At 73.9% G+C, this 26,697-nt stretch carries 27 protein-coding genes; 13 read left to right on the top strand and 14 right to left on the bottom strand.

The window, feature by feature from the left end; genetic code table 11:
• Window positions 1-5: 5 nt before the first annotated feature.
• Both Sspor_RS12200 and Sspor_RS41555 read left to right on the top strand, forming a co-directional pair.
• On the top strand, window positions 6-680 hold the full coding sequence (locus Sspor_RS12200; protein WP_202199148.1) for an AIM24 family protein: 675 nt from the start codon (window positions 6-8) through the stop codon (window positions 678-680).
• A gap of 11 nt (window positions 681-691) precedes the next feature.
• The gene (locus Sspor_RS41555) at window positions 692-946 is read left to right on the top strand and encodes a hypothetical protein (protein ID WP_372499762.1); all 255 of its coding nucleotides are present in this window, start codon (window positions 692-694) and stop codon (window positions 944-946) included.
• A 42-nt stretch (window positions 947-988) separates the two neighbouring features.
• On the opposite strand, the gene Sspor_RS12190 is transcribed toward Sspor_RS41555, so the two are convergent.
• The 7 genes from Sspor_RS12190 to Sspor_RS12160 all read right to left on the bottom strand — a co-directional run bounded on the left by Sspor_RS12190 (window position 989) and on the right by Sspor_RS12160 (window position 8,779).
• The gene (locus Sspor_RS12190; protein WP_202199147.1) at window positions 989-1,975 is read right to left on the bottom strand and encodes a TolB family protein; all 987 of its coding nucleotides are present in this window, start codon (window positions 1,973-1,975) and stop codon (window positions 989-991) included.
• Window positions 1,972-3,228 carry an MFS transporter gene (locus tag Sspor_RS12185; RefSeq protein WP_202199146.1) on the bottom strand — a complete coding sequence of 419 codons (1,257 nt, stop codon included), beginning with the start codon at window positions 3,226-3,228 and terminating at the stop codon, window positions 1,972-1,974. Before Sspor_RS12185 ends, Sspor_RS12190 begins: the two co-directional genes overlap by 4 nt.
• The gene (locus Sspor_RS41090; RefSeq protein ID WP_202199145.1) at window positions 3,228-4,586 is read right to left on the bottom strand and encodes a discoidin domain-containing protein; all 1,359 of its coding nucleotides are present in this window, start codon (window positions 4,584-4,586) and stop codon (window positions 3,228-3,230) included. Before Sspor_RS41090 ends, Sspor_RS12185 begins: the two co-directional genes overlap by 1 nt.
• 261 nt (window positions 4,587-4,847) lie before the next feature.
• Window positions 4,848-5,753, bottom strand: a complete 906-nt coding sequence (locus tag Sspor_RS12175) for a polysaccharide deacetylase family protein (protein ID WP_237403825.1) — start codon at window positions 5,751-5,753, stop codon at window positions 4,848-4,850.
• Window positions 5,754-5,812: 59 nt separating this feature from the next.
• Complete coding sequence (locus Sspor_RS12170) at window positions 5,813-6,763, bottom strand: PPK2 family polyphosphate kinase (RefSeq protein WP_202199144.1); 951 nt, start codon at window positions 6,761-6,763, stop codon at window positions 5,813-5,815.
• Between the two features lie 64 nt (window positions 6,764-6,827).
• Window positions 6,828-8,216: an alkaline phosphatase PhoX gene (locus Sspor_RS12165; RefSeq protein ID WP_202199143.1), complete on the bottom strand. Its 1,389-nt coding sequence runs from the start codon at window positions 8,214-8,216 to the stop codon at window positions 6,828-6,830.
• Window positions 8,216-8,779, bottom strand: a complete 564-nt coding sequence (locus Sspor_RS12160) for a hypothetical protein (protein ID WP_202199142.1) — start codon at window positions 8,777-8,779, stop codon at window positions 8,216-8,218. Before Sspor_RS12160 ends, Sspor_RS12165 begins: the two co-directional genes overlap by 1 nt.
• Window positions 8,780-9,038: 259 nt before the next feature.
• On the opposite strand from Sspor_RS12160, the gene Sspor_RS12155 reads away from it, so the two are divergent.
• Both Sspor_RS12155 and Sspor_RS12150 read left to right on the top strand, forming a co-directional pair.
• The gene (locus tag Sspor_RS12155; RefSeq protein WP_202199141.1) at window positions 9,039-10,349 is read left to right on the top strand and encodes a cytochrome P450 family protein; all 1,311 of its coding nucleotides are present in this window, start codon (window positions 9,039-9,041) and stop codon (window positions 10,347-10,349) included.
• Between the two features lie 27 nt (window positions 10,350-10,376).
• A complete protein-coding gene (locus Sspor_RS12150; RefSeq protein WP_237403824.1) occupies window positions 10,377-11,489 on the top strand; it encodes an amidohydrolase family protein in 1,113 nt (370 codons plus the stop codon).
• Between the two features lie 58 nt (window positions 11,490-11,547).
• On the opposite strand, the gene Sspor_RS12145 is transcribed toward Sspor_RS12150, so the two are convergent.
• A complete protein-coding gene (locus Sspor_RS12145; protein WP_202199140.1) occupies window positions 11,548-11,973 on the bottom strand; it encodes an OsmC family protein in 426 nt (141 codons plus the stop codon).
• Between the two features lie 62 nt (window positions 11,974-12,035).
• Window positions 12,036-13,091, bottom strand: coding sequence for a cell division protein ZapE (gene zapE, locus Sspor_RS12140; protein WP_372499840.1), 1,056 nt, complete (start codon window positions 13,089-13,091; stop codon window positions 12,036-12,038).
• An 84-nt stretch (window positions 13,092-13,175) separates the two neighbouring features.
• Here zapE and Sspor_RS12135 point away from each other — a divergent pair, with 84 nt between their 5' ends.
• The 9 genes from Sspor_RS12135 to Sspor_RS12095 all read left to right on the top strand — a co-directional run bounded on the left by Sspor_RS12135 (window position 13,176) and on the right by Sspor_RS12095 (window position 21,295).
• On the top strand, window positions 13,176-13,967 hold the full coding sequence (locus tag Sspor_RS12135) for a pyrimidine reductase family protein (protein ID WP_202199138.1): 792 nt from the start codon (window positions 13,176-13,178) through the stop codon (window positions 13,965-13,967).
• A 149-nt stretch (window positions 13,968-14,116) separates the two neighbouring features.
• A complete protein-coding gene (locus Sspor_RS12130) occupies window positions 14,117-14,584 on the top strand; it encodes an indole-3-glycerol phosphate synthase (protein WP_202199137.1) in 468 nt (155 codons plus the stop codon).
• 61 nt (window positions 14,585-14,645) lie between these two features.
• The gene (murC, locus tag Sspor_RS12125) at window positions 14,646-16,043 is read left to right on the top strand and encodes a UDP-N-acetylmuramate--L-alanine ligase (protein WP_202199136.1); all 1,398 of its coding nucleotides are present in this window, start codon (window positions 14,646-14,648) and stop codon (window positions 16,041-16,043) included.
• Window positions 16,044-16,066: 23 nt separating this feature from the next.
• Window positions 16,067-16,474 carry a peptide-methionine (R)-S-oxide reductase MsrB gene (gene msrB, locus Sspor_RS12120; RefSeq protein ID WP_202199135.1) on the top strand — a complete coding sequence of 136 codons (408 nt, stop codon included), beginning with the start codon at window positions 16,067-16,069 and terminating at the stop codon, window positions 16,472-16,474.
• A 356-nt stretch (window positions 16,475-16,830) separates the two neighbouring features.
• Window positions 16,831-19,218, top strand: coding sequence for a sensor histidine kinase (locus Sspor_RS12115; protein WP_202199134.1), 2,388 nt, complete (start codon window positions 16,831-16,833; stop codon window positions 19,216-19,218).
• Window positions 19,215-19,631, top strand: a complete 417-nt coding sequence (locus Sspor_RS12110) for a roadblock/LC7 domain-containing protein (RefSeq protein WP_202199133.1) — start codon at window positions 19,215-19,217, stop codon at window positions 19,629-19,631. Before Sspor_RS12115 ends, Sspor_RS12110 begins: the two co-directional genes overlap by 4 nt.
• A 153-nt stretch (window positions 19,632-19,784) precedes the next feature.
• The gene (locus Sspor_RS40540) at window positions 19,785-20,021 is read left to right on the top strand and encodes a DUF742 domain-containing protein (RefSeq protein ID WP_237403823.1); all 237 of its coding nucleotides are present in this window, start codon (window positions 19,785-19,787) and stop codon (window positions 20,019-20,021) included.
• Entirely contained in the window at window positions 20,008-20,607 is a 600-nt protein-coding gene (locus Sspor_RS12100; protein WP_202199132.1) for a GTP-binding protein, read from the top strand. Before Sspor_RS40540 ends, Sspor_RS12100 begins: the two co-directional genes overlap by 14 nt.
• A gap of 58 nt (window positions 20,608-20,665) precedes the next feature.
• A complete protein-coding gene (locus Sspor_RS12095) occupies window positions 20,666-21,295 on the top strand; it encodes a hypothetical protein (protein ID WP_202199131.1) in 630 nt (209 codons plus the stop codon).
• Here Sspor_RS12095 and Sspor_RS12090 read toward each other — a convergent pair.
• Genes Sspor_RS12090 through Sspor_RS12070 form a run of 5 tightly spaced genes read right to left on the bottom strand, consistent with a single transcriptional unit; the run spans window position 21,274 to window position 26,579 of the window.
• Window positions 21,274-22,191, bottom strand: a complete 918-nt coding sequence (locus Sspor_RS12090; RefSeq protein ID WP_202199130.1) for an NAD-dependent epimerase/dehydratase family protein — start codon at window positions 22,189-22,191, stop codon at window positions 21,274-21,276. The two genes, Sspor_RS12095 and Sspor_RS12090, sit on opposite strands and share 22 nt — an antisense overlap.
• Complete coding sequence (locus Sspor_RS12085) at window positions 22,188-23,312, bottom strand: cytochrome P450 (protein WP_202199129.1); 1,125 nt, start codon at window positions 23,310-23,312, stop codon at window positions 22,188-22,190. Before Sspor_RS12085 ends, Sspor_RS12090 begins: the two co-directional genes overlap by 4 nt.
• A complete protein-coding gene (locus Sspor_RS12080; protein ID WP_202199128.1) occupies window positions 23,309-24,805 on the bottom strand; it encodes an AMP-binding protein in 1,497 nt (498 codons plus the stop codon). Before Sspor_RS12080 ends, Sspor_RS12085 begins: the two co-directional genes overlap by 4 nt.
• The gene (locus Sspor_RS12075) at window positions 24,805-25,560 is read right to left on the bottom strand and encodes a glycosyltransferase family A protein (protein WP_237403822.1); all 756 of its coding nucleotides are present in this window, start codon (window positions 25,558-25,560) and stop codon (window positions 24,805-24,807) included. Before Sspor_RS12075 ends, Sspor_RS12080 begins: the two co-directional genes overlap by 1 nt.
• Entirely contained in the window at window positions 25,557-26,579 is a 1,023-nt protein-coding gene (locus Sspor_RS12070) for a 3-oxoacyl-ACP synthase III family protein (protein ID WP_202199127.1), read from the bottom strand. Before Sspor_RS12070 ends, Sspor_RS12075 begins: the two co-directional genes overlap by 4 nt.
• Window positions 26,580-26,697: the final 118 nt, after the last annotated feature.

Genomic DNA, 26,697 nt, shown 5'->3' with positions numbered 1-26,697 from the left:
ACGCCATGAAGAGTGATCTTTTCGCGTCCGAGAACCTGGCCCAGGCGGCCGTCGCCCCCGGCATGACCCTGCAGAACGCCAAGTCGGTGAAGTACAACGTCAACGGTGAAATGCTGGCCCGCCAGGGCTCGATGGTCGCCTTCCGCGGCAACCTCCAGTTCGAACGCAAGGGACAGGGCATAGGCGGCATGCTCAAGCGCGCCGTGACGGGCGAGGGCCTCGCGCTCATGTCCGTACGCGGCCAGGGCGAGGCCTGGTTCGCCCACCGGGCGGGCAACTGCTTCATCATCGACTTCGAGCCGGGTGACGCCCTCACCATCAACGGGCGCAACGTGCTCTGCTTCGACCCGACCCTGTCCTACGAGATCAAGATGGTGAAGGGCGCCGGCATGACCGGCGGCGGCCTCTTCAACAGCCTCTTCACCGGCACCGGCAAGCTCGCCGTCGTCTGCGACGGCAACCCGATCATCATCCCGGTCACCGCCCAGGCCCCCGTCTACGTGGACACGGACGCCGTGGTCGGCTGGAGCGCCCGGCTGGAGACCGGCCTGCACCGCTCCCAGTCGGTCGGCTCGATGATCCGCGGCGGCTCCGGCGAGGCCGTCCAGCTGAAGCTGAGCGGCGAGGGCTTCGTCATCGTCCGCCCGAGCGAGGCCGTCGAGACGGTCACCGCGCATTGAGGCTGAGCGGTGTGGGCCGCCGCTACGGACGCCGCCGCCCCTGGGTGCTGCGCGGGATCACACCGGAACTCCCGCGCGGCGCCCTCGTCCGCGTCGAAGGCGGCAACGGCGGCGGCAGGTCCACGCTGCTGCGGCTGGTCGTCACGGGCTCCCCGGCCCGCAGCGCCGTGTCCGCCCTGGTCACGGCGGGACGCTCGGGGACGGTGCCACTGCCGCTCACCGCCCTGGCGGGCGCCCTGCTGCTGGCCGCCGCGCGGCGGCGCTAGCGGGTGTCTGGGCCGTCTCCGCCGGTATCCGGAAGAGACGGCCTAGCCGACGTTCGCGGGGGACGAGCCGCCCGGGACGAGGAGGCGGGGCTCGCCCGTGCCGTCCGCCGGGGCCGTCCAGATGTCGCTCGCACGGCCGTCCCGGCCCGGCAGGGCGTAGGCGAGGGTCGCGTCGTCCAGCCACGCGGCCTGGTCGTCGACGCCGTGCGGCTCGGCCGCCGGGTGTTCGCGCATCGTCGCCAGGTCGAGGACGTACAGCCGCCAGGGGCTCCGGGGGGCGTCGGAGACCTTCTTCTTGAAGGCGACGCGGGTGCCGTCCGGGGACAGCGAGGGGCATTCGGCGTTCTCCCGCAGTGCCTTCGCCGACCAGGCGCGCAGATCGCCCTCGACGAGGTGGGTGGCGCCGCGGGTGGAGACGGTGGCGTAGAAGCGGTTGTCGTCGGCGGCGAAGGTGACGCCCCAGTAGTTGACGTCGGAGTCGTGGTGGCGGGCCCCGCCGAAGGTCAGCGGGATCTGCTCGATCGACTTGACCAGATAGCCGGTGCGCAGGTCCAGGATCGCCGTCCGCGTGGAGAAGGCGGCGGTGTTGTAGGAGTCGCCGGTCGTGAAGGTGGTCCAGGACAGGACCTGGCCCGAGGCCGAGACACGGGCCCGGTTCGGGATGCCGGGCACGGTCACCTTGCGGACCTCCCGCAGGCGCCGGTCGAGTACGAGGGCCTCGGTACGCGCCGGGACCCCGGGCAGGCTGCGCAGGCACAGGGCGTGGCCCCCGGCGGTGTGGAAGCGGTCGCACGAGGGACCGCCGGTGACCCGGGGCCGGCCGGGGCCGTCCTGACGGGCGATCCGCCCTCCCGCCGAGTCCCGGAAGTAGAGGCCCGGCTCCTCGACGGTGAAGGAGGCGTCGGACCCCTGTGCGGGCGGCCGTTCACGGTGCCGCGCGTGCAGGACGTAGCCGAGTGAGCCGCTCGCCAGCAGCAGGACCGCCGTGACGACGAGGGCGAGGCGCAGCCGGGGGGACGGGGGATTCACGGGACCTCCGGGGCGGCCGAGGAGTTCGGGGGAGTGGCGGGCAGGATGCGTGAGGCGGCCGCGAGCGCCCCGGCCAGCGCGAGGGCCGCGGCCCAGAGGGCGGGTCGCTGCCCCCAGAGGGTCCATGCCGCCCCGAATCCGGCGGCGCCCAGCAGCCGGGCCAGTGCCTGGCCGGTCTGCAGCACCGCGAGCCCGCCCGCGCGGCCCGCCGCGGGCAGCGCGGGAGCGGCGAGCGCCATCAGGACCCCGTCGGTGGCCGCGTAGAAGAAGCCCAGCAGGGTGAGCACCCCCGCGACGGTCGGCGCGGAGACGGGGGCGAGCAGCAGGGCGTACGCGCCGAGCAGGGCGCAGTGCCCGAGCAGGAAGGCCCCGCGGCGCCCGGTCCGGTCGGCGATCCGGCCCGCGGGGACGGCGAGCAGGAGGTAGACGGCCGCGGCCCCGAGCGGCAGCAGCGTGAACAGGACGGGCGGCAGGTCGAGTCCGCGCAGGAGCAGCAGGTAGAGGAAGGCGTCGCCGATGGTGGTGGCGCCGAGCAGGGCGGAGGCGTACAGCACGCGGCGGAAGGCGGGGTCGCGCAGGACCGGGCGCCGGGGCGGGCGGGCTCCGGCCCGGGGCGCGGCGGCCGGCCCGGGCGTCGCCGGGACGTACACGACGAGCAGGAGCACGCCGAGCAGACCGGTGCAGAAACTGACGGCGAACACCGCGTCGTAGGCGTCGGCGGTGGCCCACAGCACGGCGAACGCGGCGAGCGGCCCGAGCAGCGCGCCCGTGGTGTCCATGGCGCGGTGCACGCCGAAGGACCGGCCGAGGCTCTCCGGAGGCCCGCTCAGGGAGATGAGGGCGTCGCGAGGGGCGGTACGGATGCCCTTGCCCAGCCGGTCGGCGGCCAGGGCGGCGGCGATCGCGCCCGGGGCGCCCCCGGCGAGCAGCAGTCCGAGCCGGGAGAGCGCGGAGAGCAGGTAGCCGGCGCCGGCGACCCGTTTGTGGTGGCCGCGCCGGTCGGCGAGCCGCCCGCCGAGCAGCCGGACGAGGGCGGTGGCTCCGTTGAACATCCCGTCCAGGAAGCCGAACTGGAGGGGGGTCAGGCCGAGGCCCAGGACGAGGTAGAGCGGCAGCACCGCCGTGACCATCTCGGAGGAGACGTCGGTGACGAGGCTGACCGCGCCGAGCGCGAGGACGGCGGCGGGGACGCGCCGCCGGGCCCCTGGGGGCCGGGGCGGCGCGTCCGGGCGGCCGTTGGCGGCCAGGTACATCAGTGGCAGCTGTACTTCGGGCTCGTGTCCTTGACCTGGCCGTCGGTGGCCACGTAGGTCCACCCGTAGCCGGAGTCGGTGAAGTCCAGCTTCACGACGCCGTACGGTCCGCTGATCCGCTTCTGGCTGTTGGGCTGGACCTCCTCGATCGGATAGGGCTCGGCGCCGCCCATCCCGCCGACGATCTCCACGATCCCGTCGGCGGTCGCCCGGCCCTCGGGGTCCTGCGGGGCGAACCGCTCGTAGTGGTGGTCGTGCCCGTTCAGGACCAGGTCGGCCTTGGCGGCGTAGAGGATCTTCCAGACCGGCTTGGAGACGGGGTCGTTGCCGTGCCCGCCGGAGGAGTACAGCGGGTGGTGCCAGTAGGCGGCGACGCACGGCCGGGTGTTGGCGGCGAGGTCGGCCTTCAGCCAGGTGAGCTGGGCGGCCTGGTCGAAGGAGTTGGAGTCGAGGGCGACGAAGTGCCAGTTGCCCTCGTCGAAGCTGTAGTAGCTCTTGCCCTGCGGGTAGGCGATGCTCCCGAAGTACGACTTGTACCCGGCGAGCGGGCCGGCCGGGTCGTACGTCTCGTGGTTGCCAGGGACCGGGCGGGTCCTGGCCTTGAAGGCGCCCCAGCTCTTGTCGTAGTAGGCGCGGTAGTCGGAGAGCCGGGCGTCGTCGTACTGGTTGTCGCCCATCGTCAGATAGAACTTCGGGTCGATCCGCTGCGCGAGCGCCGCCGTCTTCGGGTGCGCGCAGCCGCTGTCGGAGGCCGTGCACTGCGCGGCGATGTCCCCGGCGGCGACGACCGTGAAGGAGCCGCCCGGCGGCGGCCCGTCCCCGAGGGTGCCGTACACCTCGGCCTCGAAGAGCGAGTAGCCGTACGAGGTGCCGCGCGCGGTGCCCTGGACGCGCAGGTAGCGGCCCTTGCCGGACAGGCCGGTCCAGTCGTCGGCGCCGCCGTTGCCGGCGGTCTCGGTGGCGAGCGCGGTCCAGGCGGCACCGTCGGCGGAGATCTCGACGCGGTACGCCTTGGCGTAGGCGGCCTCCCAGGTGAGCCGGACCCGCGAGACGGTGGCCCCGGCGCCGAGGTCGACCCGGATCCACTGCGGGTCCTTGCCCTCGGCGCTGGCCCAGCGGGTGGCGGGGTCTCCGTCGAAGGCGTTCCTGGCGCCCAGTGAGGAGGATTCGGCGGAGGAGGCGGTGGCGGGCTTCCCGCGGGATATGAGGGGGTCGGCGGCGGCCCCGGCCCGGCCGGGCCAGGCCAGGAGGAGCCCGCCGACGAGCGTGAGTGCGGCGAGGCCGGTGAGGGCGGTCAGGAGGAGGGTGCGAAGGCTGCCGCGTAACAGAGGGGGGTGAGCGGAGGCGTTCAGGCGCATACCTGGAACTCCCTGCCTTGAGGGGGGCGGCGAGAGCTGGACAGTGGCGCGGGGCGCCGCACCCGGGCGGGTGCGGCGCCACGGCGGCCGGGTCAGAGCTCTCGCTGAGCGCGTCATGCCCATGGGGGTGGGCACCGCGCCGGGCCGCCGCCCGGGACACTAACAGGAAGGAAAGTTTCCTACCAGTACTCGGGCGGCAGTTCTCCGCACGTCGTCGCCGAGGCGACCCGAGCACACCGGCGCTGATCCGCCGGACACCCCCTACGTGCCGATCAGCTCGGAGACCTTCACGAAGCGGTAGCCGCGCTTGCGCAGCTCCGGGACGATCCGCCGGACGGCCTCCTCGGTGACCGGGGCGGCGCTGCGCGTGCAGTGCATGACCACGACCGAGCCGGGCTTCACCCCGGCGAGCACCTGTTCGGCCACGGGGTCCGGGTCCTTGGCGAAGGCGTCCCCGCTGACCACGTCCCACTGCACGGCCGTGACCTTGGCCGTGGAAACGGCCCGCAGCGCCTGGTCGTCGTAGCAGCCGCCGGGGAAGCGGAAGTACGGGACGGTGTTGACCGCGCCCGCCTGCCGGAAGGCGGCGAAGGCCCGGTCCACGTCGGCCCGGGCGGCCGCGGCGTCGAGCGCGGGCAGCCCGTAGCAGGGGGACGTGAAGGCGTGGTGGCTGTACGAGTGGTTGGCGATCTCGAAGTTCGGGTCGGTGCCGATCGACTTGGCCTGGTCCGGGTACTCCTCGGCCCAGCGGCCCGTCATGAAGATCGTCGACGGCACCTTGAGGGTGCGCAGGGTCGAGATCAGCGCGGGGTTGTCGAAGTGCTCCCCGCCCGCGGCGCGCGGCCCCTGGTCGGAGGTCATGTCGGCGTCGAAGGTCAGCGCGACGGTCTTGTCCGTCCGCTGCTTCGCCCGCTCGAAGACGGGGGTCAGGCCGTTCGGGCCGGGCGCCATCGTCGGGGGCTTGGCGGGTGCACCGGGCTGCGGGGACGCGGCGGGCGATCCGGGGGCGGAGGCCCGGGCCGAGGTGGACGCCGAGGCGGCGGGCGTGCCCATACGGGCCTCGCGGCCGGCGTCCGGCGTGCCGGCGCCGCCCCCGCATCCCGCGAGCGCGGCGCCGAGCACGGCCGTGGCGGCTGCGGCAGCTACTTTTCGTACGGAATTGGTCACGTACGCAAACTATATGACTAACTGATCAGAAGAATGAACGACAGGCGGTGGGGCGGGACTCACCCCGCCAGCAGCCGCCTGCGGCACTCCTCGACGTCGAAGTCCCCCTTCGGATACTGCGGATCGATGTCCTCCAGATGTTCGCGCAGCAGCGTGCTGATGGCCCAGTTGCGGTACCACTTGCGGTCCGCGGGCACCACGTACCAGGGCGCCTCATCGGTGGAGCAGCGCTCCAGCGCCACCTCGTACGCCTCCTGGTAGGCGGGCCACACGGTGCGCTCCTCGATGTCCCCCACGTTGAACTTCCAGTGCTTGTCCGGGTTGTCCAGCCGTTCCAGGAGCCGGTCCCGCTGTTCCTCGTGGCCGATGTGGAGGAAGACCTTCACCAGGGTCACCCCGTCGTCGGCGAGCGCCTTCTCGAACCGGTTGATCTGGGCGTACCGGGCACGCACCCGGTTGCGCGGCACCAGCTCGCGGACCCGGGCGATGAGCACGTCCTCGTAGTGGGAACGGTCGAAGATGCCGATCTCGCCCGCCCGCGGGAGCTCCTGCTTGATCCGCCAGAGGAAGGGGCGCTCCAGCTCCTCCGCGGTGGGCGCCTTGAAGGCCTTGATCCGGCAGCCGGAGGGGTTGAGCAGGCCGATCACGTGCTTGAGGGTGCCGCCCTTGCCGCTGGTGTCCATGCCCTGCAGGACGAGCAGGACCCGGCGCCGGTCACCCGCGGTGCTCGCCGCGTAGAGCCGCTCCTGGAGGGAGCCGAGCGGCTGCGCCAGCAGCGCCGTGGCCGCCACCCCGGCGGCCTTGCCGGCGGGGCCGCCGGGCGTGGAGGAGGGGTCGAGGCGGCCGAGGTCCGGACGCTCGCCCGGGGTCACGCGCAACAGCTCCCGCAGCGGCCGGGCCCCGGGACCGTCACCCCGGGACCGCTTCCCGTGCCCGGCCGCCTTCTCCCGCTTCTCCTGCCGCTTCCCGGACTTCGCCGCTTTCCGCTTCCCGTTCTTCTTCCCGGCCATGCCTGACCACCCCAATCCCGTCGGTTCCGTACGATCCTCCGGCAGACCGAACGGGAGCGCGAGATCAGTGCCAGGGCCCCGTCACCGCGAAGGTGGTGCCGGGCGCGTAGGCGTTCACGTACATCGTCCGGCCGTCGGGCGAGAAGGTGACTCCCGCGAACTCCCCCCACTCCGGGGCCCCCGGGCCTCCGATGTCCTCGGCGTTGCGGGCCATCGGGTAGACCTCGCCGCCCACCGTCACCCCGAAGACGTACTGCGCGCCGCCGCCGTCCTCGCACACCATCAGTCCGCCGTCCGGGGCCAGGCAGATGTTGTCGGGCGAGTCCCCGGGCAGCGCGATGTCGGCGGCCGGGCCGAAGCGCACGTCCAGGCGCAGCAGGGCGCGCCGCGGATCGTAGAACCACACCTGCCCGTGGTGGTCGGCGGCCGCGCCCTCGCCGCTGCGGGCGAAGCTGGACACGAAGTGCACGCCGCCGTCGCCCCAGTAGCAGCCCTCCAGCTTCTGCGCGTGGGTGATCCCGCCGGGCCCGAAGTCCTGGAGCCGGATCGGTGTCCCGGCCGCCGAGGGGTCCGGTACGGGCACCCACTCCACCGGGAACTCCGCTCCGGGTTCGTCCACCACCGACAGGTCCGCGAGCCCCGGCACCCGCAGGGCCTCCAGCCGGCCCCCCGCCCGCAGCGAGCCGAGCCCGCCCAGCGGCCGCTCCGGCAGGAACCGGTAGAACAGCCCGAACGGCCGGACGAAGGCGTCCTCGGTCTCGTAGACGACCCCGCGGTACGGGTCCACGGCGACGGCCTCGTGCGCGAAGCGGCCCATCGCGGTGAGCGGGACCGCGCCCGAGCGGTGCGGGTCGGCCGGGTCCACCTCGAAGACGTAGCCGTGGTCGCGGGTGTAGCCGGAGGTGCCCGCCCGGTCCTCGGTCTCCTCGCAGCTCAGCCAGGTGTTCCAGGGGGTGCGGCCGCCCGCGCAGTTGACGGCGGTACCGGCGAGGGCGACGCGCTCGCCGGTGACCCGCCCGGCCGCGTCGAGCTCCAGGGCGGTGCAGCCGCCGAGGGCCTGGGGGTCGTAGGTCAGTCCCGGGACGGCGGGAACGCGCAGGGCGGCGGTGGTGCGGTTCTCGTGGTTGCGCACGAGGCGCACGCGGCCGCCCCCGGCCTCGAAGGCGGCCATGCCGTCGCAGTTGGCCGGCACCGGGCCCTCGCCGGAGAGCAACGGACGGCCGGCCCGGGAGAGCACCCGGTACGTGAACCCGGCGGGCAGGTCGAGGAGCCCGCGCGGATCGGCCACCAGCGGCCCGTACCCGCGGTCGGTGCGGGGGGTCCGCGGGGCCCGGGCGGCGGCCCGGGAGCCACCACCGGCGAACAGGGCGCCCAGCGCCCCGCTGAAGACGATCCCGCCCGCGGCGAGCAGGCTGCGCCGGGTGACGGGCACCGGCGTCTCCCGGGGCGGCATCAGAGGGACGGCTTGGGGCGGGTGGTGCCCGGCAGGCAGGTCACGGCCCGGTTGAAGGTCTCGAACAGGCCGTCGGGGTTCTTCTTCCAGAGCCACAGGTGCAGGGCGTAATGCACCGGCTGACCGGGGAAGTTGCCGGGCTTGGGACCCTTGAAGGCGGTGCCGAACATCGTGGGGCGGTCGTCGTCCGTCGTCAGCTTCTGGTCGCGGTCGTAGACCAGCCACTGGACCCCGACGAGCCGTTTGCCGCCGCGTCCGTCGTCCTCGTAGAACAGTGCGGCGGGCTTCGCCGGGTCGAGGGAGTTGTCGTACTTGTGATTGAAGTGCGGGTAACCGAGCGCGCCCGGGCCGCCCGCCTTGTCGACGACGCAGTACTGGTCGGGCTTGTAGCCGTCCGCCACGGCGTTGGCGTGGACCTGGTACCGGGCGGTCGCCGCGTACGTGCGGGCCCGGTCGCCCTGGGCCCGGCCGGGGCCCGGGTCCGCGGCGGCGAGGGGAGCGGTGACGGCCGCCAGGGTGAGCGAGGCGGCTGCCGTGAGGGCCAGGGCGAGACTGCGGGCCATGCGCGGGCTCCTTGCGACGGGCTGGCTGGGGGCACCTGCAGCCCTTCCCCGGGCCGCCGGGCCCGCCACACACTCGGCCCGGACGGGCGACCGCCGATCGGCTGACGGTCGGCGGGACCCGCACCGGGACCCGTACCCGGACCGCCCCGGCACCCGGTACCGGCGGCTCACCCGATCGGGACCGGCGCCGTTTCGCGGGATACCCGGACGGGGAACCGGTGATGTCCCCAGCAGGCGAGTGCGACGGAGGGTACGGACCATGGCGCAGCAGGATGCGGCACCGGACGGCGGCGGGCTGCACGACATCGTGTCGGCCGTGTCCAGGGGCGCGCCGGAGTACCGGCAGTGCCCCCACCCGATGTACGCCGCACTGCGCGAGCGGGACCCGGTGTGCCGGCTGACCCCTCCCCACGGGATCGACACGTACCTGATCACCCGTCACGACGACGCCCGTGACGCGCTCTCGGACCCCCGGTTCAGCAAGAACATGCACGGCGCCATCGACACCTACCACGCCGTGTACGGCAGCTTCTTCGACGCGCTCGACGACAACGTGCTCTTCTCGGACCCGCCCCGGCACACGCGGCTGCGCCGCGTCCTGCGCAGCGCCTTCACCCCCCGCCGGGTGGAACGGATGCGGCCCAGGATCACCGAGATCGCCGAGGACATCCTCGGGGAATGCCGCCGGGCGGGCACGGTCGACCTGATGGCCTCGTTCGCGTTCCCGCTGCCCATCGCGGTCCTGTGCGAACTGATGGGCATCCCGCAGGAGGACCGCCCGGAGATCCTGCAGCAGTTCGCGGTGGTCACCCGCTCCCGCTTCGACCCCAGCAGGAAGGCGGAGCTGAAGGCGGCCGAAGAGCGCCTGCAGCACCGGCTGGAGCGGCTCATCGCGGACACGCGCGCGCACCCGTCGGACTCCTTCCTCAGCGACCTCCTGCAGGGGGACGAACAGCTGGCGGACCCCGAACTGGTCGCGTCGCTGTGGGTGCTGTTCTTCGCCGGCCACAAGACCACCGCCTACCAGATCGGCAACTCCGTCCTCAACCTGCTGCTGCGCCCCGATCAGGCGGCCCTGCTGCGCGAGGACCCCGCGCTCATCCCGCGGGCGGTCGAGGAGATGCTGCGCTTCGAGGGCTCGGTGGAGACCTCGACCTTCCGGTACGCGGCGCAGGACGCCGAGATCCGGGGCACGCGGATCCCCGAGGGCTCCCTCGTGCAGATCGCGATCTCCGCGGCCAACCGGGACCCCGAGAAGTTCGACCGCCCCGACGAGCTGGACGTGACCCGCGAGGGCCTGCAGGGCACACACCTGGGCTTCGGGCACGGCACCCACTACTGCCTGGGGGCGCCGCTGGCGCGGCTCGAACTCGAGATCGCGCTCGCGACCCTCCTGCGGGAGTTCCCGGACATGGAGCTCGCCGACGCGCGGGAGACCGGGAAGGCGTGGCTCAAGGGACCGGTGCCGGCGTTCCGGGGCCTCGAACACCTCCGGATCGTCCTGGAGCCGTTCCGCCCCGACGCGGACCCGGGCGAGGCGTCCTTGGCCTCCGTGGCCTCCGGCAGGTAACCCAGACCCGATGGGCGGTGGATTGGCATGACCGATTCCGTGAGCACCTCCGCACTGCGCCTCCTGGGCACGCCGGCGGACGAACTGCGGATCGCGGCGGTGGGCACCAGCGAGGTCATCCGGGTCGGGCGGGGTTCCTCCGCGCCCGGCACGGACGCGGCTCGCGCGGTCCATCCGAAGATCGACATGCATCAGCACTTCTGCGCGCCGCAGTGGCGCGACTGGGCCGCGCACCACGAACTGATCAACCCGGAACGGCTGCCCCCGTGGAGCCGGTTCGACATCGGGGACGCCATCCGCTTCATGGACGACGCGGGCATCACGACCGCCGTCCTCAAGCCGATGCTGCCGGCGCGCTACCGGTCGTCGGCGCAGCTGCGCGAAGCCGTCAACATCACGCTGCAGTCGATGGTCGAGGTGGCGCAGTCGCATCCGGGACGTTTCTCGTACTACGTGCCGCTCTTCCTGGACGACCCGGAGGCCTCGTCCTGGGCCGTGCGCCGCGGGCTCGGGCAGCTCGGTGCCGTCGGGGTGAACGTCACCGCCAACTACGGCGGCGTCTACCTCGGTGATCCGGCCTACGACCGGCTGTTCCACGAGCTGAACGAGTTCTCCGCCGTGGTGGACACCCACCCGCACAACCTTCCGGACACCCCGCCCGGCGTGGGCGGCCCGCCGGGTGCGCCGACGGTTCCGGGTATCCCGAACTTCATGTGCGACTTCCTGCTGGACACCACGCGGGCCGCCGTGAACATGATCAGCAGAAGGACGCTGGACCGCTTCCCGGACATCTCCGTCGTCCTGCCGCACGCAGGCGGCTTCCTGCCGTACATCGCGACGCGCCTGCAGGCCCTCGGGCGGTTCTGCGAACCGCGCGTCGAACCGGCAGCCGTCCGCGACCACCTGAGCCGCTTCTACTACGACACGGCAGGCCCCATGGCGCCCGCCGCGACCCTGCTGGAGCACGTCCCGGCCGACCACATCCTCTTCGGCACGGACTGGCCCGCGGCCCCCGCGGACACGGTCATGGACCTGGCTCTGCCCGCCCTCGAAGCCGACCCGGCCTTCACCCCGGAGCAGCTGCGGGGCGTCTACCACGACAACGCGATGCGCCTGATCCCGCAGCTGGCGACCGCCTGACGGGGGTGCGGGCCGCCGTGTGCGGCCCGCACCCCCGCCGGGGCGCAAGCGGGAGCGATCAGAGGAGTTCGGAGCTCAGGGTGATCGTCGTACCGGTCAGGGCCTGGCTGACCGGGCAGTTCTTCTTGGCGTCCTCGGCGGCGGCGGCGAAGCCCTCCGCGTCCAGGCCGGGGACCTCGGCGCGGACCGTCAGGTGGATCCCGGTGATGCCCTCGCCCGGCTGGAAGGTCACGTCGGCCTTGGTCTCCAGGCGGGTGGGCGGGGTGCCGGCGCCGTCCAGGCCGTGCGAGAGGGCCATCGAGTAGCAGCTGGAGTGCGCGGCGGCGATCAGCTCTTCCGGGCTGGTCTTGCCGTTCGCGGCTTCGGCGCGCGAGGGCCAGGAGACCTCGAACGAGCCCCGGCCCGAGGAGTCGAGGCTGACCGTGCCGGCGCCCTTGAGCAGGTTGCCTTCCCAGACGGTGTGCGCGGTACGCGTGGTGGCCATGGTGGTCCCTTCGAAGATGTGGGAAACGGCCGGGCTCCCGAAAGGGCCCGGCGTCCCCAAACCTACTGGGAGACCAGGGGCTTCGCGTCGCGCGCCAGCGCGGTGAGCCGCGATATGGCGCGGAAGTACTTCTTCCGATAGCCGCCGTTCAGCATTTCCTCACTGAACAGCTTGTCGAAGGGGACCCCGGAGGCCAGCACCGGGACCTCGCGGTCGTACAGCCGGTCGGCCAGTACCACCAGCCGCAGCGCCGTCGACTGGTCCGGCACGGGGCCGACGTCGGTCAGGCAGACCGCCGTGAGGCCGTCCGTCAGCGCGCCGTAGCGGCTGGGGTGGACCCGCGCCAGGTGTTCGAGCAGGCCGGGGAAGTCGTCCAGGCTCGCGCCCTCGGTCGCGTACGCCGCCTTGGTGACCTGCTCGTCCGAGAACGGCGCCGGGGCTTCCGGCAGTCCGCGGTGACGGTAGTCCTGGCCGTCGATCCGCAGCGGCCGGAAGTGCGCCGACAGCCCCTGGATCTCGCGCAGGAAGTCGGCGGCGGCGAAGCGGCCCTCGCCGAGCTTGCCGGGGAGCGTGTTGGAGGTGGCGGCCAGCGCCACACCCTGCTCGACGAGGCGGCTGAGCAGCGAGGAGACCAGTACGGTGTCGCCCGGGTCGTCCAGCTCGAACTCGTCGATGCACAGCAGCCGGTGTCCGCCCAGGGTCTGCACGGTCTGCTGGAAGCCGAGCGCGCCGACCAGGTTGGTCAGCTCCACGAAGGTGCCGAAGGCCTTGAGCGCGGGCTCGGCCGGGGTGGCGTGCCACAGGGAGGCCAGCAGGTGGGTCTTGCCGACGCCGTAGCCGCCGTCGAGATAGACCCCGCGCGGGGCGGCGGGGGCGGCCGGCTTCTTCGAGAACCAGCGCTTCCTGCCGGCGCCACTGGCGTGCGCGCCGCCCAGACCGGCGGCGAAGCCGCTCAGGACGGTGACGGCCTCGGACTGGCTGGGCTGGGTCGGGTCCGGGTCGTACGTGTCGAAGCGCACCGAGTCGAACCGCGGCGGCGGCACCATCTCGGCCACCAGCCGTTCGGCGGGCACCCGCGGCTCGCGCGCGCAGAGGGCCTGGGGCCCCGCGTCGGCTATGGGGGGCCGGCCGGAGGTGTAACCGGAGGTGGAGAGAGATGTCGACACAGCTCTCAACTCTACGGGGCGTGGCACACTGCACCGATGCGACGCCTGTTCCCTGTGACCGATCAGACATCAGCCTCGCCCCAGGACCGGGCCGACCGGGCCGACCGGGAGTGGTCGCTCGACGAACTGGCGGAGGCCTACGCCTACCCCGCGCTGAAGGCGGACGGCCACTGGCTGCGGGCCAACATGGTCTCCACCCTCGACGGGGGCGCCCAGCACGAGGGCCGCTCGCAGCCCATCTCCGGCGAGACGGACATGAGGATCTTCGGCACCCTGCGGGCGCTGGCCGATGTGGTGGTCGTCGGCGCGGAAACGGTTCGCCAGGAGGGCTACCGCCCGGCCCGCGCCCGCGAGGCCTTCGCCGCCCGCCGCGCCGCCTCAGGACAGGGCCCGGCCCCCGCCATCGCCGTGGTCACCGCCAGCATGGACCTGGACTTCTCGCTGCCCCTGTTCACCTCCCCGCTGGTGCCCACGCTGGTGGTCACCGGGGCCGCCGCGCCCGCCGACCGGGTGGCCGAGGCGGCCCGGGCCGGGGCCGAGGTGGTGGTGGCCGGCGACGGCGCGGGCGTGGACGCGGCTCGGGCGGTCCGGGAACTCGCCGGGCGGGGGCTGCGCCGCCAGCTCACGGAGGGCGGGCCCCGGCTCCTGGGCCAGTTCGTGGCCGCCGACGCCCTGGACGAGCTGTGCCTGACGATCTCCCCGATGCTCGTGGCGGGAGGCGCCCAGCGGATCGCCGGAGGCCCCTCCGTCACGGTTCCGCACCGGCTCGCGCCCGCCTGCGTACTGGAAGAGGCCGGGTTCCTCTTCACGAGCTACCGTCGGATCTGACAAGGCGCGGAATTTGTCGTTCCGCTTTGCTTCCGCTGGGCACATAACTGGGCAGGAATGTCTGCGCAGGGCCCCGTGCGACAGCGGGGCAGGATGGTTTCCGCAGGGGCCGGCCGGCCGGCCTCGGCCCATGAAGGAGAGGGCGTCCGTTGTTCACGAGCGTATTGATGATCGAGCAGCCGCTGACCGCGGTGGACGTGGACTTCGTCACCACCCTGCACGGGGACGACGCGGTCTCCTTCATCGTCCTCATGCAACCCCGGGGCGACCAGGACCGACTGCTGCGCGCCATCGACGACGTAGCGCTCGGTGAGCTCCCGGAGGCCATCCGTGAGGGCGGCGAACCCGAGGGCGAGGCCGCCCTCGGCCCCGCCGCGCACGCCCTCGCGCACTCCCTGAACGCCCTGCGCGCCAAGGGCGCCAAGGCCGTCGGGCAGATCATCGAGGACCACCCGCTCGACAAACTGAAGTCCGTCGTGGACGAGCACGGGGCCGACGAGGTGATCGTCCTGACCGCCCCGCACTTCGTGGAGGAGTTCTTCCACCGGGACTGGGCCTCCCGCGCCCGCCACAAGGTCGGCGTTCCCGTGCTCAAGCTCTTCGCCCACAACGAATAGGCTTGGGGCCAGTCAGAGCCTCACGCGCACCCGCAAGCAACACGATCCTGGAGCGACCTGAATGAAGCCCGGCCTGCCGACCGCCATGGAACGGCCCCACTTCATCGGCATCGGCGGCGCCGGCATGTCCGGCATCGCGAAGATCCTGGCCCAGCGCGGCGCGCAGGTGGCCGGCAGCGACAGCCGTGGTGACTCCGAGACCGCCGAGGCGCTGCGCGCCCACGGCGCCACGGTCCACGGCGGACACGCCGCCGAGAACCTCGCCGCCGACTCCACCTGCGTGGTCGTCTCCAGCGCCATCCGCGCCGACAACCCGGAGCTGGCCCGCGCCGCCGAGCTCGGCGTCCCCGTCGTGCACCGCTCCGACGCGCTGGCCGCCCTGATGGACGGGCTGCGGCCGATCGCCGTCGCCGGCACGCACGGCAAGACCACCACCACCTCGATGCTGGCGGTGTCCCTCTCGGCCCTGGGCCTGGACCCCTCGTACGCCATCGGCGGCGACCTGGACGCCCCCGGCTCCAACGCCCACCACGGCGAGGGCGACATCTTCGTCGCCGAGGCGGACGAGAGCGACCGCACCTTCCACAAGTACACCCCGCAGGTCGCGATCATCCTCAACGCGGAGCTCGACCACCACGCGAACTACGCCTCCATCGAGGAGATCTACGAGTCCTTCGAGACCTTCGTCGGCAAGATCGTGCCCGGCGGCACCCTCGTCGTCGCCCACGGCCAGGAGGGCGCCGCCGAGATCGCCCGCCGGGTCGCGGGCCGGGAGGGCCTGAACGTCGTCACGTACGGCGAGGACGAGGGCGCGGACGTCCGCATCACCAAGATCACCCCGCGCGGTCTGACCAGCGAGGTCACCGTGGTCCTGGACGGCCGGATGCTCACCTTCACCGTCTCGGTGCCCGGCCGCCACTACGCGCACAACGCCGTCGCGGCCCTCGCCGCGGGCGTGGCGCTCGGCATCCCGGCGCACAACCTGGCGAGCGCGCTCGGCAAGTACACCGGAGTCAAGCGCCGCCTCCAGCTCAAGGGCGAGGCTGCGGGCGTCCAGGTCATCGACTCCTACGCGCACCACCCCACCGAGATGACCGCCGACCTGGAGGCCATCCGCGGAGCCGCCGGCGATTCCCGGATCCTCGTCGTCTTCCAGCCGCACCTCTTCTCCCGCACCCAGGAGCTCGGCAAGGAGATGGGCCAGTCCCTGGCCCTCGCCGACGCCTCCCTGGTCCTCGACATCTACCCGGCCCGCGAGGACCCGATCCCCGGCGTCACCAGCGAGCTCATCATCGCGGCGGCCCGGGCGGCCGGCGCCGACGTCACCGCCGAGCACGACAAGGCGGCCGTCGCCGACGCCATCGCGGGAATGGCCAAGCCCGGTGATCTCGTTCTCACCATGGGCGCGGGCGACGTCACGGACCTCGGTCCGGCCATCCTCGCCCGGCTGTCGAGCTGAAGGTACGAGGGAGCGGAAGAGTCATGTCCTACGAGGTCGAGAAGACGGACGAGCAGTGGCAGGCGGAGCTGACCCCGTCCGAGTACCAGGTACTGCGCCTGGCGGGCACCGAGCCGGCCTTCCGCGGTGAATACACGGACACCAAGACGGAGGGCGTCTACTCCTGCCGCGGCTGCGGTTCCGAGCTGTTCCGCTCGTCGGAGAAGTTCGATTCGCACTGCGGCTGGCCGTCCTTCTTCGACCCGAAGGACTCGGAGGCGGTCGAGCTGATCGCGGACACCTCGCACGGGATGGTCCGCACGGAGGTCCGCTGCGCGACGTGCGGCTCCCACCTGGGCCACGTCTTCGAGGGCGAGGGCTACCCGACCCCGACGGACCAGCGGTACTGCATCAACAGCATCTCCCTGCGCCTGTCCCCGACGGAGGGCTGACGGCGCGGTCCGCGGCCCCGGCCGCGGCCCCGGAGCACGTACGACAGGACGGCCCCCACCGGACCCCGGTGGGGGCCGTCCCGGTTCCGCGTCCCGCGACGCGCGGAGGGCGCCCCGTGCCGCCCGCGCGGGCCTGCCGGGACGATCGCCTCCGAAGCAACGCCGGTCCCGTGACCGCGTCCTGACCGAGAAGACACCTCCTTGGTGTCGAGTGCATCGCGGTTCGATTTCGATCCGATCTCTGGCCTGCGATGATTTGCCGCAAGTAGCCACTTCGGCTTCGGAAGAGACCTATCCGAAACTCCGCCATGTCTGGTTATGATCGGCCTCCCGCCGTCCCCCGCTCGCGAGGACCGATGTCTCCCATAGAACCCGAAGGCATACGACGGCAGTCGACGACCCGTCGGCGGCGTACCGTGCGCCTGCGCACCCTGCTCATCTGGCTGGCCGTGGTCCCCACCGTCGCGATGGGCACTCAAGTGACCGTGACCGCCCAGCGGTTGCTGGCCCAGTCGCAGAAGCTGCGGTCCGACGTGGCGGCCGCCGAGCAGGTCGGCGCACCGCTGTACACCCTCATGGTCGACATGCAGGCCGAGCGGACGGCCACCGCCGCCCGCTGGGCGGGCAACGACGGGTCCGAGGGCGAACTGCGCGGCCGGCGCGACGCGACCGACCTGGCCGCCGACGAGTTCCGCCGCCTGGCGGTCGATCCTTCACGCTCCTTCGGGGAAGTGACCCGGCAACTCGACAAACTGGCCGAGTACCGCCGCCGCGCGGACACCCGCAGCGGCGCCGCCGACAGCACGCTTGCCTACTACTCCGAGGTGATCGGCAAGGTCATCCAGGTGTACCAGCAGGAGTTCAGCCACGCCGAGGACGCCGAACTCGCCCAGGCCAGCCGCCCCGTGGTGTCGATGCTCCAGGCCACCGAGATGGTGGCGCGCGAGGACACCGTCCTGGCCCTGGCCGGGCCGTCGGGGGAGCTGAGCTTCGTCGGCTACGACCAGTTCGTCAACGCCCTGGGCGCCCAGCGCTACCTGCACGAGGCGCTGATCGTGCCGTACCTGGCGGCCCGGGACCAGCAGTCCTACGAGCGGGTCGTCGGCTCCGCCGACTGGCAGACGAAGACCCGTATCGAGAGCGCGGTCCTCTCCGGGCACAAGGACATCGTCTCGGGCATCAAGCTGCCCGCCGAGGTCGGCGGCTGGTCGTCCGCGCACGCCAACTACTCCGTGCAGATGACCACGCTCAACATCGACCTGGCGCGCTCGGTGCTCGCCCGCGGCGAGGCCAAGGCCGCGGAGCTGCAGAGCGACGTCGCCTGGCTGATCGGCGGCAGCGCCGGCGGCCTGCTGGCCGTCGTGGTCGTGGTCGTCTTCACCACCCGGTCGGTGCTCCGCCGTCTGGACCAGCTGCACGAACGCACGGTGACCGTCGCCGAGGAGACCCTTCCCGACGTCGTCGCCCGGCTCCGGCGCGGCCAGTCCGTGGACCCCGGGGCCCTGCCGGCCGTGACCGGGGACCGGGACGAGGTCGGACGTGTCAGCGACGCCTTCGCCCGGGCCGTCGCCGTGTCCGTCGACGGGCACCGCGAGCTCGCCGCCGAGCGCCACGGATTCGGCCTGTTCGCCTCGGGCATCGCCGCGCGCACCGGAAACCTGGTCAGCCGTCAGCTGAGCCTCACCGAGGACCTCCAGGACACCTTCGGCCACGACGAGGCGCTGCTCGCCGAGCTGATGCGGGCCGACCAGCTGACGGTCGGCATGCGGCGCCAGATCGAGAACCTCCTCATCCTGGCGGGCGGCGAGGTCCCCGACCCGCACACCGAGCCCATGCGCGTCGCCGACCTGCTGCGTGAAGCGGCCGCGGAGGTCGAGGACTTCCGGCGGATCGAGCGGCAGGCCCTGGACGAGACCAGCGTGGAACCGAGCGCGATCAGCCAGATCAGCCACCTGCTCGCGGAGCTGCTGGACAACGCCACCCGGTTCTCCCCGCCGAAGTCCAAGGTGGTCATCCGCGCCGAACTGGTCACGGACGGGCTGTCGATCGAAATCGAGGACCGCGGGCCGCGCGTGAGCACGGAGCGCTACGAGGAGATGAACGGGCGCCTGCACGAGGCCCCGCCGTACTCCGTGCTGGCGCAGAACGCGCACCGGCTCGGCCTCTTCGTGGTCGGGCACCTCGCCGACCAGCTCCGCGCGACGGTCACCCTGCGCCGCTCGGTGTTCGGGGGCACCTCGGCGGTGGTCATCCTGCCCGGCCAGCTGCTGGTGGCGACCGACCCGCGGGCCCCGCGCGAGATCGGGCCGCAGGCCCGGGTCCTGGAGCTGCTCCCGGCCCCGGCGGCCCGCGTACCGGCGGCCCCGGCCCCGCTCCAGGCCGCCTCCGTGCCGGGCCGGCCCGCGGTCCGCGAGCTGGAGCCCGCCCCGGGACCCGCCCCCGCGCCCGAGCCGGTCGTGCACACGAGCGCCGGGCTGCCGAGCCGCCGCGCGAAGACCCCCGCGGCCGCGCCGGTGCCGGTGCCCGCGGCCGTGGCCGCACTCGTACCCGCCGTCGCGGTCCGCCCGGCCCTCCCGGAGCGCGTCCCGCAGACCCACATGTCCGAACAGCTGCGCGAGCCCCGCGCGCAGGAAAGCGTCGTCCGGCCCGACACCGCGACACCCGAAGAGGTGGCCGATGCCTGGGCGGACTACGAACAGGGGACCCAGACAGTGGAAGAAGAGCTCCGACGGGATCAGCCATGACCACCTCACCGAACACCACGGCAGCCAACGACGCGATCTACAGCGTCCTCGACAACAACCTGAGCAGGATCGCCGGCGTCCAGGGGGCCGTACTGCTCTCCAACGACGGCATCAAGCTCAGCGCCTACCTGCTGGACGAGCCCCAGGCCGAGCGCATGGCGGCCGCGGCCTCCGGCATTGCCTCCACGATGAAGGCGATATCCCGGGAGATCGACGGCGGCCGGGTCATCCGCCAGCTGGTCGAGATGGACGACCGGTACCTGTGCATCGTCGGATGCGGCGAAGGAAGCACGCTCATCGTGGTGACCTCCCGCAAGGCGCGGCTCGGGGAGCTGGGCGGCGAGGCTGTACGGACCGCCCAGGCACTCGGCGAGTGGCTGGGGACCCCCGAGCGCGGCCAGCCGTCCGCGTAATGCCGCAGGACGAGCCACAGCCACCGCCACCGACCGCAGGCCGCCGCCGGACGCGGCTGTACGCCCTCACCGACGGGCGTACGGCCGCCGCGCACACCGCCCTCACCATGGACACCACCATCACGGCGGCGTCCGGCGGCGTCCGGCGGCGACGTGGACGGCACCCTGCCCACCGAGTGGCAGGAGATCCTCGCCATGTGCGCGCCGCCGGGCGGGCGGGCGGTCGCCGAGATAGCGGCGCGGATGCACATCCGCCTCACCCCCATGACGCTGCTCCTGGGCGAACTCGCCGAACGCGGGCTGATCCACCACCGGCCGCCCCTGGCGGTCGCCGACACCACCGACGTCCACCTGCTCCAGAGAATCAGGGACAGCCTTGCCCGGATATGACACGACCGCCCCGCAGGAACCGGCCCCGGTCAAGATCCTCGTCGCCGGTGGGTTCGGGGTCGGGAAGACGACCCTGGTGGAGACGATCTCCGAGATCGAGCCGCTGCGTACCGAGGAGCGGCTGACGTCCGCCGGCATCGGCGTCGACGATCTCGACGGCATCGAGTCCAAGACGGTGACCACCGTGGCGATGGACTTCGGCCGGCTCACCCTCACCGACGCGGGGGTGGTCCTCTACCTGTTCGGCACCCCGGGCCAGGAACGCTTCTGGTTCATGTGGGACGACCTGCTGAACGGGGCGCTCGGGGCGATCGTGCTGGTCGACACCCGGCGCCTCGACCGCAGCTTCCCGGCCGTGGACTTCTTCGAGAGCCGCGGACTGCCCTTCGTGGTCGGTGCGAACTGCTTCCACGGCGAACAGCCCTACACCGCCGAGGAGATCGGGGCGGCACTGCACCTGCGCGATCCGAACACGCCCGTCCTGATGCTCGACGCCCGCTCCCGCACGGACGTCCGCGGCTCCCTGCTCGCGCTGCTCGACCTGCTCATCGCCAAGGCACAGGCCCCGGCGCCGGTCACCGGCTGAGCCCGACCGGACATCACCGCGCTCGCCCGCGGATCCACAGAACAGGAGCACAGAGATCGTGCACTTATCGCGTGAGCGCATCGCGCCGGTGGCGGCGGCCTTCGGGGCGGGTGTGGCACTCGGCCTGTCCGGTCCCCTGGCCGGGAAATTCGACCATCCGGTGTGTGCCGCGCTGAACGCCGTGTTCGCCGCAGGGTGGCCCTGGGCCTGTTTCGCGTTCCTGGTGGGCTACGTCCGCCGGTCCAGGATCGAGTCGGCGCTGCTGTCCTCCTCGGCCCTGGCGGTCGGCGTCGTCGTCTACTACGTCTTCAAGGCCCTGAGCCCCGCCGCGCCCATCGGGGTCGAGGTGACCGGCGGTCCGGTGACCGGTTCGCTGAGCGGATCCTCCTCGATGATCCTGTTCTGGGGGGCAGCGGCTTTCGTCCTCGGCGCGCCGGTGGGACTTCTGGGCAACATCGCGCGCACACCGGGTATCGGCGGCCTCCCGTTCCGGCTGGTCGTTCCCCTCATCGCCTTCTACGAGACCTCCATGCGGCTGGACGTGGAGACGAGAGGACAGGCACCGGTCGTCGTGGCGACCTGGCACGTGATCCGTGTCGCCGCGGTCGTCGCCGCCCTGGTACTCGCGGCGCACACCTTCCGGACCTGGAGGCGCGCGGCGCGCGATCACTCCGAGGCCTCGGTCTGACGCGGCAGGGAGGCCAGGTGGTCCGCCAGGTTCCGGTGCGGGCTCCAGCCCTGGGCGCGGGCCCGGGCGAGGTCCAGGACCACCGGGTGCGCCAACTGGTCCACCGCGTAGCGGCTGAGGGCCGGCTCGGCCCCGGTCGCCGCCGCCACGGCCTCCGCGATCCGGGCCGCCGCGCCGGCCACCGGCAGCGGGAGGTGCCGGATCCGGGCCCGGACGCCGTGGGCGCGCAGGACCGCGCCGACCGCCGCGTCCCGGCCGTACGGCTCCGCGTCCGCGATGTTGTACGCGCCGGGGGCCCAGGCCGCCGCCGTCAGGCAGGCCCGCGTCAGGTTCTCCACCGCGGTGAGGCTGAGCGTCACGTCCGGGCCGGGCAGCAGCAGGGTGCCCGCCCGGACCCGGGCCAGCAGCCGCGGCAGCAGCGTGGTGTCGCCCGGCCCGTAGACGGCCCGCGGCCGCAGCACCACGGCCCCGGCGGCCAGCGCCAGGGCCTCGCCCTCCGCCTTCGTGCGGCCGTAGGCGTTCAACTGCCCGGCGCGCGGGTGCTCCTCGCCGACCATCCCGCGGCCCCGCCGGGGGTCGTAGACGCTGGCGCTGCTCACCCACACCACGGGCCGCCCGCCCGCCGCCCGCAGCAGCCGGTCCGTGCCGTCCACGTTGACCGCGCGCATCAGCGCCGCCGCCCGTGAGCCGGGGGCCGGATCGCCCACGGCCGCCGCGCAGTGCACCACCAGCTCCACGCCCGACAGGTCCGGCGGCTCTGCGGCGGCGTCCCAGAAGCGGTGCGCGCCCACCGGGCCCGGCCTGCGGCCCAGGCACACCACCTCGGCCCCGGCCGCCGCGGCGGCGCGCGCGACGTGCCCGCCGCAGAAGCCGCTCGCGCCCGTGACCGCGATCATGCCCCGCCCCCGCGGGTCCCGGCGCGTACGGTCAGGACGCGCCAGCCGGGCAGCGCCGCTCCCCGGTCCACCCGGGCCCGCGTCACCACCGGCCGGTACGGGGCCAGCGTGTCCAGGACGTCGGCCAGCTGGGCCCGGGCCGTCCGGGCCCCGGGGCATGCATGCGGTCCGGCGCCGAACACCAGCCGGTCCACGGCCGGGCCGGCCGGCCGCAGGGCGTCCGGGTCGCGCCGGTGCGCCCCGGCCGCGTGCCGGGCGACCAGCAGCAGCCGGTCGCCGCCGCGCACCGGGCAGCCGCCCACGGCCCCGTCCGCCGCGGCGACCCGGGGCAGCAGCGGCGAGGCCGCGGTGACCCGCAGCAGCTCGTCCGCGAGCACCGGCCGCAGGTTCTCGTCCGCCGCCTGCCCCCACAGCCCCGCGTCGGCGCACCAGGCGACCGCCCGGGGCAGCGCGGCGACGGTGGTGTTGACGGCCGCCACCGCCACCATCGCCGGCAGGGCCCCGTCGGAGGCCCCCAGGAGCAGCCGGAGCCGGTCGGCCGCGCGGGCCGCGGCGGCCTCGGCGCGCGGGCGGCGCGGCCCCGGCAGATGGCTGCGTACGGCGGCGGCAGCGGCGGCGGCCGCGGCCTCGGCGACCGCCCGCGGGTCCGCGCCGGACCCCAGCAGGGCGCACACCACCGACCCGGAGAGCTCCCGCGCCAGGTCGACGAGGTCCACCTCCCCGCCCCGGCCCAGCGGCGCGAGACGGCGCACCAGCAACGGCCGCCAGAGCGAGCGGAGGTCCTCCACCCCCGCCGAGCCCAGCGAGCCCGCGAGGTTCCGGCGGTCCGCCCGGTGCCCGGCGCCCTCCTGGTCGAAGAGCACACCCCCGGCCCCGGCCCCGCCGTCGCGCAGCGCGGCGCGCGCGGCGGCGCCCGTCGTACCGGCCGCCGTCCGGTCGAGCGGCAGCCGGGTCAGGGCCTCCCGGTAGGCCTCCGGGCCGTGCACCAGCAGGGTCCGGCCGAGCCGGCGCACCGGACGCCCGCGCGTCGCGGCGAGCAGCCCGAACAGCAAGGGGTGGCTGCGCAGGTAGACCCGGCGGTCCCGGCGCCGGGCGCGTGCCTGCGAGACGGAGGAGGTCATCGGCCGGACACCCCCAGCCGGCGCGCCGCCAGCGCCGCCGTCGCCGCCCGGTCCGGTTTGCGCGAGCGCCCCGACAGCGGGATCCGGGCGAGCAGCAGGGCGTCGGGCCGGGCCGTGCCCATCCGCCGCAACGGCTCCGACAGGGCGGAGCGCAGGGCCTGTTCGTCCGTGCCGCGGCACGCCTGGACCACGGCGACGAGCCGCTCGTCGCCGTCGCCCGCCGGGACCCCGACGAGTACGGCCAGCTCCACCCCCGGGACGTGCAGGGCGGGCTCGTACAGCCCCGGGTAGATGTTCTCCGCCCGGCGCAGCACCATGTCCTTGCTCCGGCCCTCGAGGACGATGCGCCCCGCGCCGTCCAGCCGCGCCCGGTCGCCCGTACGCACCCACGCGTCCGGCTCCTCCCCGAGGTAGCGGTGGCGCGCCGCGGGGCCGGACAGCAGCAGCTGCCCGCTCCCGTCCGGCTCGGCGCGTACGCCGGGCAGCGGCGCCCCGACCAGGTCCCCGGGCTCCCCGGCCTCCTCGAAGGCGGACTTCTCCCGCGCCTCGACCGCGGCGGCAGGGAACAGCTCGGTGAGCGCGTACACCCCCCAGGCCTCGGCCGCGCCCGCGGCCCGTACGCGTTCCAGCAGCCCGGCGCCGGCCGGCGCCGAGCCCGTCCACACCCGGCCGTGGAAGCGGGCGTCCGCGCCCAGCGCGTCCCGCAGCCGGGGCGGGGTCAGATAGGTGTCCTGCGGCCGCAGCCGGTGCAGCTGGCGGGCCAGCACCCGGGGGCTGCCCGCCGGGAGGGCGACGGCCGCGCCGCGCGCAAGCGAGGGGACCAGGACGAAGAAGGTGCCGCCGAGCACCGGCCGGTCCCCGCGTGCGTCGAAGAGGGCGGAGACCGTGGACATCCCGGCGGCCAGGCTCGCCCGGGTGTGGACGACGGCCCGCGGCGCCGAGGTGGTCCCGGAGGTGAACACGATCACCGCGTCGGCCTCCGCGTCCAGGTCCGCGCCGGGCGCGGGCACCCCCTGACGCGGCGCGCCCAGGTCCAGCGCGGGCGCGCAGCCCGGCAGCCGGGGACCGACCGTGGCCACCGGCCCCAGCCCGGCCAGGTCGGGCAGCGCGAGCCGGGCGCGCCGGGCCAGCGGCCGGGCCCAGCCCGCCACCGCCTGCGCGGCCGCGTCGGCCAGCACCAGCGCCGGCCGGGCCAGCGTGAGACGGGCCCGCAGTACGTCGGGCCCGGCGCCCGGGTCGAGGACGGCTCCGCGCAGCCCGAGCCGCCACAGCGCGAGCAGGACGGCCAGGGCGCGCGGCCCGGGGCGCACGGCGACACCGACGGTGTCCCCGGCGCGCAGCCCGCGCGCGTGCAGGGCCGCGGCGAAGGCGTCGGCCAGCTCCACGAGTTCGCCGCGGGTGGCCCGTACCCGGGGCGCGCCGCCGCGGGTGGCGGTGAGCACGGCGGGCCGCTCGGGGCGGCTGCGCAGCGCGTGGTCGAGGTGGTCCAGCATCAGCGGGGGTCGTCCGTTCCGTGCGTGCCGCTGCCCTGGTCGAGGTACCAGCGGGCGGTGCCGGCGACCCCGTAGGCCCGCAGGCGCCGCGTCGAGTTCTCCACGACCATCTCCCGGCAGTGCGTGATCCGGTCGGTGTGACGGCGTACGGCGTTGAGGAAGAGCCGGTCGGTCGGCGAGGGGCGCCGGGGCATGCCCCCGACGGTCAGGTACAGCTCGGCGGTGATGGCCATGTTGTTCCCGGCGTGCATGCGGTACGGCGCCCGGTAGCCGCGCCGGCGGGCGTGCGCGGGCCGCAGCCGGCCGAAGAGCGCGGCGAGGGACACCAGCACGCCGAACCCGGCCCGGCCCAGCGGGCCGTGCTCGTCGCGGCGGGCCACGATCCGCCCGCACACCAGCCCGGGACTGCGGGTGAGCGCGGTGCGCGCGGCCCCGGTCCAGCCGGGCCGGGGCAGGCAGTCGGCGTCCGTACGGGCGAGCAGGACCGCGCCCCGGCCGATCGCGTACCGGAAGCCGGTGTCCACGGCGGAACCCACCCCCTTCTCCGGCTCCTCGATCACCTCCACCGGGAAGGGCGCGCCGGCCGCGAACGCCCGGGCCACGGCCCCCGTACCGTCCGCCGAGGCGTTGTCGACGACCAGCAGGGTGAAGTCCCGGTCCCGCTGCGCGGCGAGCGCCCGCAGGGTGTCGGCCAGCCGGTCCTCCTCCTCGTGCGCGGGCACGACCACCCACATCGGCGCGGCCGCGGCCGTCACGACTTCTCCCAGACCATCGTCATGATGCTGATACCGCCGCCGAGCCCCACGAACAGAACCCTTTCACCCGGGCTCAGTTCACCGAAGATCCGGTCCAGCTGCACTCCGATGCTCGCGCTCGCGACGTTGCCGAGCTCGGGCACCGTCACCACCAGCTTGCCCGCGGGCACCCCGGTCAGTTCCGCGAACCGCTCCAGGTACGGCACGGTCACCTGGTGCACCAGCACCTTGGCGAAGCCGTCCGGTTCCATCCCCGTGCGGTGCAGCGTCCGGTCGACGACGGCGGTGCCCACCTTCTCGAAGACGCCCCGCAGTTCGTGCCCGTCGCCGCGGAAGTAGGTGTACTCGTCCCCGCGCGGGTGCCGTGAGCCGCCGCCCGGGATGCCCCCGACCTCCCAGTGCTCCGAATGGGTCTCGGTGTCCACGTCGATGATCCCGCCGCGCTCCACGGCCTCCACGACCACCGCCGCCCCCGCGTCGCCGAAGGTGTATCCGGCGAAGCCGTCGCGCAGCTCCGCGAGATCGGCCGGGTCCGTGCGCACCGCCCGGCTCGGGGTCTCGCCGGTGACCACCAGGGCCCGCCGTGCCCGGCCGGCGAGGATCATGGAGCGGGCGAGGTCGATCCCGTTGACGAAGCTGTTGCAGGCGTTGGTGACGTCCAGGGCATGGGCCCGCGAGCCCAGTTCGGCCTGCACGATGTGCGCGGTGGCCGGTTCGACCAGGTCGCGGGAGGCGGACGCGAACAGCAGCAGGTCCACGTCGAGCGGGCCGAGTCCGGCGGCGGCCAGGGCCCGGCGGGCGGCGCCCACCGCGAGGGTGGAGGCGTACACGCCCTCGCCCGCCACGCGCCGCGAGACGATCCCGGTGGCCTGTGTCAGCAGCCTCGGCGGCAGCTTCAGGCCACTGCGGTGCGCCACCTCCCGCTGGAGGTCGTCGGAGGACAGCACCTCTTCGGGCAGCAGGCTGCCGACGGCGGTTATCCCGGCGCGCGGCAGCGGATCATACGGCTGAATGAACATGCCCCCACGATGACCGGCCGGCCGGGCCGGAGCCTGAGTACGGATGCTCAGCTCAGGTCGGCGGGCGGTACCGCCCGCCTGAGTACGGGGACCGCCGGCCGCCGGGCGGGACCGGTCG

Source organism: Streptomyces spororaveus, assembly GCF_016755875.1.
Lineage (GTDB): Bacteria > Actinomycetota > Actinomycetes > Streptomycetales > Streptomycetaceae > Streptomyces > Streptomyces spororaveus.
Note: the sequence above shows the minus strand (reverse complement) of the source record. Positions and strands in the feature narration are given on the sequence as shown.